Source organism: Absiella sp. AM09-50 (genome assembly GCF_003433845.1).
GTDB classification, from domain to species: domain Bacteria; phylum Bacillota_I; class Bacilli_A; order Erysipelotrichales; family Erysipelotrichaceae; genus Hoskinsella; species Hoskinsella hominis.
This window is the reverse complement of the sequence record NZ_QVFI01000021.1, coordinates 62896-69938: the sequence shown is the minus strand read 5'-3', so window position 1 is coordinate 69938 and position 7043 is coordinate 62896. Positions and strand designations below refer to the sequence as shown.

The following is a 7043-nucleotide window of genomic DNA, read 5'->3' as shown; positions in this document are numbered from 1 at the left end:
GGACAAAAATGTTTTAATTATTTTGTGTGTCTACTTGACACAAGCTGATCAATATACTCTGTAACTTTTTTTATGTATCTATAGCTTTAAACTACTTCTTATGTTACGATATAAGTGAAGATAACAGGCATGATATTTCAGCCATAAAAGAGGTGCTTGATATGAAAATCAAAGTAGCATTTGCACGTCTAAAAGCATTCATTTATAAAAACTGTATCGCCATAGCAGAAAATCTTGGCTTCTTGTTTACTTCTTGCAAGTAAATCTATTCATTCAAAAAACAGATGATCTATAAAAATCATCTGTTTTTTTTAACCTTATCTCTTTGAATGAAACAACTCCTGATAATTTCGTTTCATCTGTTCACTTAAATCTTTTTCATCCATACCCAACAATTCACAAACCTTTTCAAAAGTATATTGTACATACATTGGTTCATTCTGTTTCCCACGGTGTGGATGTGGTGTTAAATATGGACAATCTGTTTCCACAAATATTTTGTGTACATCGCATACTGCAGGAACCTCTAATAAACCATTGGCATTTTTGAAAGTAATCGGTCCTGCGAAAGAAATATAGCCGCCCATACGCATAATGATTTTTGCAGTTTCTTTACTACCACTAAAACAATGCATTAAAAATGGTGTTTTCGCATACTCCTGTAAAATTTCAAGTGTATCTTGTGTCGCATCACGCATATGTATAAGAATTGGCTTTTTATATTTATTAGCGAGTTCAATTTGGCGAATAAAACCTTTCTTTTGATCTTCTTTTTTCACTGTATCCCAATGATAATCTAATCCAATTTCACCTAATGCCACAACTTCATCATTTGCGAGCACCTGTTCCAAACGTTCATAATCATGTTCAGTAAAATCATATAAGTCACTTGGATGAAACCCCATTGCGATATCAAAAATATCTTCTCTTTGTTTTAATTCTTTTGCTCGTTCAAAACTTTTCCAATCAATGCAGACAATCAACATTCGTTCCACATGATGATATTTTGCATTCATTAAAACTTCATAAATATGACTATATAATTCATCACAGGTAATATGACAATGTGTATCTATTAATGAATAATTCATAGGATATCCCTTCTTTCTTTTATTTAGAATGTATCTTTTCGCCTTCATTATACCATTGCAAGGATACAACATCAATTTGAATACCAACATTTTAGAAATGTTTAAATAACAGTTATTCTATCACTACTTTGTACATGAAGTTAATGTATAAAAAAGGAATGGAGCCTCACCACCATTCCCATTCTTATATCTTTCGATATTCTCTTAGCGAAACCATAATACTCTTGATTAGAAGTATCAATATTGATATCTAAAATAACTATTTACCCAAACAAAAGTTTGAGAATAACGTATCTAATAAATCTTCTCGATGCACTTCTCCTAATATCTCTTTTAAAGACGTATATGCATCCTGTATATCAATTTCCACCATATCCAATTCCATACCTGCATTTAATGCTTCTATTGCCTGTGCCATACTTTGTTTTGCACGTAACATTAAGGATATCTGGCGCTCATTGGCAAGTGTTGGTACTTCCATCGCAATCTGATGTTTATCAAATAAACGATGAATTTCTTTCACAAGCGGTTCTATATCTTTTTTCTCTGCGCTGATTGCTAAATGATTTTCTACTTGTTTTAAATCTGTCTTATTATAAACGATAATTCTGGTTTTATCTTTTGTCATTGATAAAAGTTCTTGATCCTGTTCATCCAATCCTCTTGATGCATCCAATACAAGAATCACCAGTTGTGCCTGTTCAATTGCCTGAATACTTCGCTTGATACCAATCTTCTCCACAACATCCTCGGTTTCCCTTATACCTGCTGTATCAATCAAATTCAAGGTAAGTCCTTCTAGATGAATATGACCTTCCACAATATCCCGGGTAGTCCCTGCGACATCTGTCACAATCGCCTTATCTTCTTCCAATAAAGCGTTTAACAGACTGCTTTTCCCAACATTAGGTTTTCCAACAATTGCTGTTTTGATACCTTCCTTCATGATCTGCCCACTTTGTGCACGATCAAGTATCTCATCAATTTTTCCCATCCATGCGGCTGCTTTTGGTAAAACAACTTCATTGGTTAACTGCTCTACATCATCATATTCAGGATAATCAATATTTACCTCAATATTCGCAATAATATCTAAGATGTTTTCAATTAATGGATCCAACAGTTTCTTGACACTGCCTTTGATTCCACGTATTGCAAGTCTGCTGTTTTCATTGGTTGTGGCTTGTATCATATCATTCACGGCTTCTGCCTGGGTTAAATCAATTCTGCCATGCAGGAAGGCACGTCTTGTAAATTCCCCTGGTTCAGCAAGGCGGGCCCCCTGCATCAAACATAACTGTAAAATTTTCTTTGTGATAAAACGACCGCCATGACAATTGATCTCTACAATATCCTCCATTGTATACGTCTTTGGCGCTTTGAATACAGAAACTAATACTTCATCAACTGCTTCCTTTGTGAAAGGATCTATGATAAATGCATACGATATTGTATGACTTTCTTTCTTTGTTAAATCAATACTACATAAGATATTTGCGATTCTGATGGCATCATCCCCACTCATACGAATAATGGAAATAGCCCCATCGACTGCCGCTGTAGATATTGCTGCTATGGTATCCTGTAACATATGCTTCACCTCGTTATCAAGTGTTATTGTACCACATTCATAATAAAAAAGGCTATATCAATAGCCTAAACACTCATGATTATTAATTTGCGATGTGGTGATGAAATACCGGAGTTGTCGCATCAATCACTTTAAATTCATATCCTTGTTTCTTTAAATTCTTAATAATCGCTGGTAGTGCCTTTACAGTTGCCTCATTTCCACCGCCATCATGCATCAACATCATAACACTGTCTTTTCCTTCTACTTCTTTTAATGCCGTATGAATCAATGTATCCTTATCCAGAGATGAATTTCCATCACCATTTTCTGCATTCCAATCATAGTATTGATAACCCTTTTCAATCGCTTCTTTTGATAAAGTTGACATGATACCATCGCAATATTTCCTTGATACTGTATTACTTGTGCCACCTGGAAAACGAAGTAGTGGAGAAGTCATCCCCGTTTGCCGTTTAATCATTTCATTGGCTTTATCAATATCCTTAAAATATGCTTCACTACTTGCGTAAATAGTCGCATAATCATGACAATAGGTATGTACACCAATCGCATTGCCTTGTTTAAATTCATCTTTAATCAAAGACTCATATTCTGGAAATTGACCTGTCACAAAGAATGTCGCATGGACATCATAATGTTTTAATATTCTTAATACTGCTTTTGTGTTTTTACTTGGTCCATCATCAAATGTCAGATAAACTACTTTATTAGGTTTTGCGCTAACTGGTTCATCCTTCGTATCCGCAAAATGGTGAAATATCACAGCCATAAACGTCACAAAGATAAGAAAACCCACACATGCGATCAATACTTTTTGAAATGTTTTTTTATTCATCCTTATCACCTGTTCTTAGTATGCACATATGTTTTATTCTTAAACGAAAACGTGTTACAATAATATAAAGGGGTGACATTATGAAAATGAATAATGAAATTATACAAGCGTTTTTAAATGATCATGATATTGAAAACTGTAAAGCATTTCCTTTATTAAATAATTATAAAACGCCAGATAAAAAAAGGAAAGATGTGGTTATGGAGCTGTTATCTCAATTAGAAACAATTGTAGAAGAATTCCCTGTATTTAATCATGAATTATGGAAGGTACTTTTTAAAGAAAATCATCCTTTGCTTGATCAGCTTATCCTTTTGCCAGTCGTTGGTACAAATGGCAATCGTGTTTGTAAAACAGAAAATGAAGTCTATATCTTAATGGACTTAATTCATATCGCAGATTATACACCAATCGTTTCACAAATGGTATATATTATGCAAAATTATCTGACAAAAGAAATCAGTAAATTGTGTATCCATCATGATTACCCTTTAGAAAGTGGTCGTTATTTGGATATTTTGGATTATTTTACATTCTGTCATGGCTTATCTAATTTTCTGGCTTGGAATGAACATGTTAAAGATTATCGTTTTTATACAGAAAAATATGAATCTTATAAAGAAAAAGCATTTGGTTCTCTTGCTGGCGCATGTGATGTTGAAAATAAAGCGATGCAGCATAAGATATTAATAGCTGCCACATCTGGTGATTTATGGAATCAGTTTCCAACGGCTGCCGGAATGTTTTATTTTGATGATATTTATCGGGAATATGGGCAGAAAGGTGTTCAAGTATTATATAAAAAAGGACCTGAAAAGTTTATACAATCGATTTTTCAGAACTAGGAAAGAGGAGAAGTCTTATGGAATTAAAAGAAGCACATGTTTTTTGTTTTAGTCCTGCCAATCACACCATGCAGGTATGCCAGCACATTATCGAAAAGATAGAATATCCTGGTGTCATGCACAATCTAACAGCTCACGGGAGTTATTCTAATGTATCATTATCAAGTGATGATTTAGCAATCTTTGCAGTTCCTTCCTTTGGTGGCAGGGTACCTGCGGTTGCGTTAGAAAAGTTTAAAGAGCTTAATGGCAATCAAACACCTTGTTTATTGGTTGTGACCTTCGGAAACCGGGCACAGGAGGATACTTTGATTGAATTAAAAGATTTTGTAGAGCAGCAAGGATTTATCACAGTTGGTGCTATGGCAGTGGTCTGTGAACATTCTATTATGCATCAGTTTGGCGCTAATCGACCTGATGCAGAAGATTTCAAAAAGATGGATGCCTATCTAGCAAACCTGCAATCATCTTTACAACAGAAAAAAGCATTACAGGTACAAGTACCCGGCAATCATCCATATAAAGAATTTCACGCAATTCCTATGGTACCAAAAGCAAACAGTTCTTGTATCGCATGTGGAAAATGTGCTATTGAATGTCCGGTAGAAGCCATTGATCCAATGAGCCCTTCCACAACAGATAAAAATAAATGTATTAGCTGTATGCGCTGTATTACCATTTGTCCAACACACGCCAGAGCCTTAAATCCTATAATCTTAAAGGGTGCTGTCTTAAAGTTGAAAAAAGCTTGTGAAACAAGAAAAGAGATTGAATTATACTAATCATACGAAAAAAGCAATGCTGCTCAATAAGAGAAACATTGCTTTATTTTTTACATATACCATCGTTTACCCATAGGCTATGGGCATTTCCAGATGTACTACGTTTTCCTATACATGTAAAGTCGAGGTTGAATGATATTTTTGTATAGAAGCAGGGGATATCTTGGCATATATCTTATTTTGAGGAAGAATCGGATAAAGCGCCAATCTGCTTATTAAAACGTCAGTACATCGGATAAGCCTTATGTGGTTCAGCATGTGGATGGTAGTAGATTATCAGAATTCGTGATAGAAGGGGTATTTCACTATATCTTAATCTGAGTATTACTGAAATGATTGCTGTGCGACTATCAGGAATGTGTTCACAATCAAAGTAATATGGGCATCTCAGAGTTTAATCGTGTTAGGATGAATTCTGATAGATCGTATGGGAGCAAGGATCATGCTGAACTCCAGGCTCCCATATTGGTTGGCTTAGTGACAAAAAAACTTGTCCTGTCTGAAAACAGATCAAGGACAAGCTTATACTGCCTGCGGTGCCACCTGACTTGATTTCTAAAAAGAAATCCACTCAATGTTCGTAACGTGAACAAACGTGTCCTATACTCTGGCTACTGCCATTTCTATTCTCCCTTAATGGCCCATGTGCCATACTGCTTACGATAGGTTCTCACCATTCCCTACTCTCTTTGCGCGCTTGTATCACACTTTTTCCATCTCTACGGTTTTTATTCCCCATGTGTAGTATATGATATATGAAAAGAAGTGAAAAGTCAATATACTTTTATCACAATTTACATTTTGGTTACATTATTTTTCATTTTGTTTATCATTTGTGTACAAATGTCATCACATCACAATAACATCAGGTTTTTTAAGAATTTCTTCACTCAAAAGGCTACATACATTATCACATTTATGTTACATTAGAAGTAGGAGCTGATGCTTATGAAAAAGAAGGAACAAGGATTCACTTTGATTGAGATCATCGTTGTTTTATTGATTATTGGCATCCTGCTTGCGATTACGATCCCTTCCATCATGGGATATGTATCCAAAGCAAAGGATGCACAGCTTTTAACAGAAGCACGCAGTGTTTTGCTTGCGGCTAAGACAAAGGGAACTCAGCTTTGTGCAAATAATGAATTATCGTCTTTTGATAAATATATTGATGAAATTATGGAAGAATCACAAGTAGATGGTGAACTGATTTCCCTAGAACTTAATAAGAAAAAGGACAGTAGCGGTGATTTTATCCTTCATATTAATAATCGCTATATCTATTATGATGATGAAAAGCAGTCATTTGAAGTAAAAGATAAATTAGAAAATGCCAAAGTTGCTTATGATCGTATCATAAATACCATGTTAACGAATACAAAGATAAACGAGATAATATCTTCCTATTTCATAGATCATGCTAATGCTAATAGTATTGATTCTGAAGGTAGTAATTATGGACAACCAATCAAAGAAATGCTAAATAGCCTTGGATATGATACCTCTGATATTAGTTTTCGTATATATAATGCTAATAATCTTCGATCCATTACAATTTCTCAAAGAATAACTAAAGAAATGAATGGGCAGTCTATCCAGGTTACACGATATAATTTTGGAAATAATGGATTTGATTCTAATAATTACATTAAACAAACAGGTACTGGAAAAGTTGCTATTAAAGATGGCAATCTAGCATTTATTGATATATCAAGAACAAATGATTGGCAAGATGTTTCAAATTAATCTTATAAAATGAAAAAAAATAAAAAATATCCTGTTTATACATCAAGCAGGATATTTTTACGATAAATTTTAATAAAACATGTCGTTCGCAGCGTTCGTGAACGCGGTCGCGAACGCAAACGCGAACGATAGTTATACATAACTGTAATC

The 7043-nt window shown here is 34.4% G+C and carries 6 protein-coding genes; 3 read left to right on the top strand and 3 right to left on the bottom strand.

Features of this window, described 5'->3' with window-relative positions:
* Positions 1-317 precede the first annotated feature (317 nt).
* The 3 genes from DW114_RS15690 to DW114_RS15680 all read right to left on the bottom strand — a co-directional run bounded on the left by DW114_RS15690 (position 318) and on the right by DW114_RS15680 (position 3520).
* Positions 318-1091: a TatD family hydrolase gene (locus DW114_RS15690; protein WP_117454688.1), complete on the bottom strand. Its 774-nt coding sequence runs from the start codon at positions 1089-1091 to the stop codon at positions 318-320.
* Between the two features lie 259 nt (positions 1092-1350).
* Positions 1351-2682, bottom strand: a complete 1332-nt coding sequence (gene mnmE / locus DW114_RS15685) for a tRNA uridine-5-carboxymethylaminomethyl(34) synthesis GTPase MnmE (RefSeq protein WP_117454687.1) — start codon at positions 2680-2682, stop codon at positions 1351-1353.
* A gap of 82 nt (positions 2683-2764) precedes the next feature.
* The gene (locus DW114_RS15680; RefSeq protein ID WP_117454686.1) at positions 2765-3520 is read right to left on the bottom strand and encodes a polysaccharide deacetylase family protein; all 756 of its coding nucleotides are present in this window, start codon (positions 3518-3520) and stop codon (positions 2765-2767) included.
* 80 nt (positions 3521-3600) lie between these two features.
* On the opposite strand from DW114_RS15680, the gene DW114_RS15675 reads away from it, so the two are divergent.
* The 3 genes from DW114_RS15675 (at position 3601) to DW114_RS15665 (ending at position 6893) form a co-directional block, all read left to right on the top strand.
* On the top strand, positions 3601-4365 hold the full coding sequence (locus tag DW114_RS15675) for a hypothetical protein (protein WP_117454685.1): 765 nt from the start codon (positions 3601-3603) through the stop codon (positions 4363-4365).
* Positions 4366-4382: 17 nt separating this feature from the next.
* Positions 4383-5147: a 4Fe-4S binding protein gene (locus tag DW114_RS15670; protein ID WP_117454684.1), complete on the top strand. Its 765-nt coding sequence runs from the start codon at positions 4383-4385 to the stop codon at positions 5145-5147.
* Between the two features lie 948 nt (positions 5148-6095).
* Positions 6096-6893, top strand: a complete 798-nt coding sequence (locus tag DW114_RS15665; RefSeq protein ID WP_158552299.1) for a prepilin-type N-terminal cleavage/methylation domain-containing protein — start codon at positions 6096-6098, stop codon at positions 6891-6893.
* Positions 6894-7043 lie beyond the last annotated feature (150 nt).

What these genes read in the sequence shown, in the direction of transcription:
- DW114_RS15665 (WP_158552299.1), top strand. Translation starts at nt 6,096, where the DNA reads ATGAAAAAGAAGGAACAAGGATTCACTTTGATTGAGATCATCGTTGTT.
- mnmE (WP_117454687.1), bottom strand. Translation starts at nt 2,682, where the DNA reads ATGTTACAGGATACCATAGCAGCAATATCTACAGCGGCAGTCGATGGG.
- DW114_RS15680 (WP_117454686.1), bottom strand. Translation starts at nt 3,520, where the DNA reads ATGAATAAAAAAACATTTCAAAAAGTATTGATCGCATGTGTGGGTTTT.
- DW114_RS15675 (WP_117454685.1), top strand. Translation starts at nt 3,601, where the DNA reads ATGAAAATGAATAATGAAATTATACAAGCGTTTTTAAATGATCATGAT.
- DW114_RS15670 (WP_117454684.1), top strand. Translation starts at nt 4,383, where the DNA reads ATGGAATTAAAAGAAGCACATGTTTTTTGTTTTAGTCCTGCCAATCAC.
- DW114_RS15690 (WP_117454688.1), bottom strand. Translation starts at nt 1,091, where the DNA reads ATGAATTATTCATTAATAGATACACATTGTCATATTACCTGTGATGAA.